Raw genomic sequence first — 1,779 nt, 5'->3', positions numbered from 1 at the left:
GCCCGGGGCCGTGTTCCGTCCGGGGTCGGGAGGGGTGACCCTGCGCCAGAACTTAGGTTAGCCTTACCTTATGAACAACGCGCTGCTGGCCGCGAACACGGCCGGGTACACCATGCCTCCGCTCTGGCGGATCCTCACCAAGTCCGGCTACTTCACCGGCCTGTGCGGAGCCATCGGCGCCACCGTCACGTACGCGACCACCGTCCGCCCCGCCCTGCGCGCCGCCCGGACCGACGCGGCCGGCGACGTCGCCGTGCTGCGCCACCGGTCCGCACGCTTCCTCGCCTGGTCGGGCGTCCTGCTGCTGGTCACCGGCTACCTCCAGCTCGCCGCCCGGGTCGCCCGGGCGGGCAAGGGCACGCCGTTCGGCGACGCACTCGCGCCGCACCGGATCTGGCAGTTCCTGCGGGCCCCCGCCGCCAAGGGCGCGTGGATACCGCAGGGCACCGTCTACCTGGCCCAGAACCTCGTACTGGTCCTCACCGCCGCCACCCTGGTCGCCCTGTTCGCGCCGGCCGCCCGGCGGCGACTGGACGCGCTCGCCGGCGCCGCCCTGCCGCTGTCGCTCGGCACCACCCTGGTCGCCGCCGTCCCCGCGACCCGGCCGAAGAACACGGACGCCGTGGTCGACCTGGCCCTCGATCAGGTCCACATCGTCAGCGGCACGGTGTGGCTGGGCGGCCTCGCCCTCCTGGTCGCGCTGGCCGCTGCCCGCGGCCGCCTCGGCGACGCCGCCGGCCCGCTCTGGGCCGACCTGTGGCGCCGCTTCAGCCTGGTGGCGATGGTCTGCGTCGGCGCGGTGGTCGTCTCCGGCCTGTGGCTGAGCTGGCGGCACGTCGGCGCGGTCGACCAGCTGTGGACCACCGGCTACGGCGCGGCCCTGCTGGTGAAGCTCCTGCTGGTGCTGGGCCTGGTGGCGGCCGGCGCGGTCAACCAGTTCTGGCTGACGCCCCGCATCGCGCAGACCCGGCGCGCGAACGACACCGCCTCGCTGCTGCACCTGACGCTGCGTCACTTCCCCAAGGTGGTCTGGGGCGAGGTCGCGCTCGGCCTCGGCGTCCTCGGCGTCATGCCCTTCCTCACCGGGTCCGCCCGGACCGAGGCCCACAGCGCGCATGCCGCATCCTCCGCCGCCGTCTTCTCCGCCGGCGCGGCCCTCGCCCTCGCGCTGGCCGTGTCGCTTTACGCCACCGTGAAGGCCTCCGACGCCCTGGCCCGCCGCCCGGCCGCCACGGCCACGGTCTGAACCTGCAGCACCGGTGCCGGTCCGCCCACGAGGCGGGGCCGGCACCGGTGCGCATGTCGTTTTACGTCAAAAGAGTTGGACGTACCAGAACTCTCCATACACAGAAAGGCCAATGGAAAAAGGGGAACGGATTCCGCCGGACACCAGTCGCACCCGAATGAATCGGTGAGGCTTCCGCGTCCGGCCAAATCCGATGGGGCGACCACCCCGGCCGGACACCGGCCCCCGGGGCCACGGCGGCGCGCGACGATGCCCCCGAACAGGGCCGACTCCCAAGCGAGTTGCAGGACGTAGCGATCAGGGCACGGTAAGCAGTCGGCAGTTCTCGGCCAATCCACGGCCGCCATCTGTCATGGGCTGGTCATTCACTGCGACCATTTCCGGTGCCGCAGCAGCCCGGCCCCTCACCGGTGGCAGCGCGGACCCGTTCGGCTCCATCCGCACCGCACCCGTGTCGCGCACCAGCGGCCGGGCCGCCCCCACTGCGCCGCTACCCGCGGCCAGGTCGCTCCACCGCTCGTGACCCCGCGAGC

At 73.2% G+C, this 1,779-nt stretch carries 1 protein-coding gene; it reads left to right on the top strand.

Annotated features, from left to right (window positions below):
• Positions 1-70 precede the first annotated feature (70 nt).
• Positions 71-1,246 (top strand): CopD family protein, encoded by a 1,176-nt coding sequence (locus ACFW1A_RS40330; protein WP_380418685.1) that lies wholly within the window; start codon positions 71-73, stop codon positions 1,244-1,246.
• The last annotated feature ends 533 nt before the right edge of the window (positions 1,247-1,779 follow it).

It is taken from the genome of Kitasatospora sp. NPDC058965, assembly GCF_042741245.1.
GTDB lineage: Bacteria > Actinomycetota > Actinomycetes > Streptomycetales > Streptomycetaceae > Kitasatospora.
Note: the sequence above shows the minus strand (reverse complement) of the source record. Positions and strands in the feature narration are given on the sequence as shown.

What these genes read in the sequence shown, in the direction of transcription:
- ACFW1A_RS40330 (WP_380418685.1), top strand. Translation starts at nt 71, where the DNA reads ATGAACAACGCGCTGCTGGCCGCGAACACGGCCGGGTACACCATGCCT.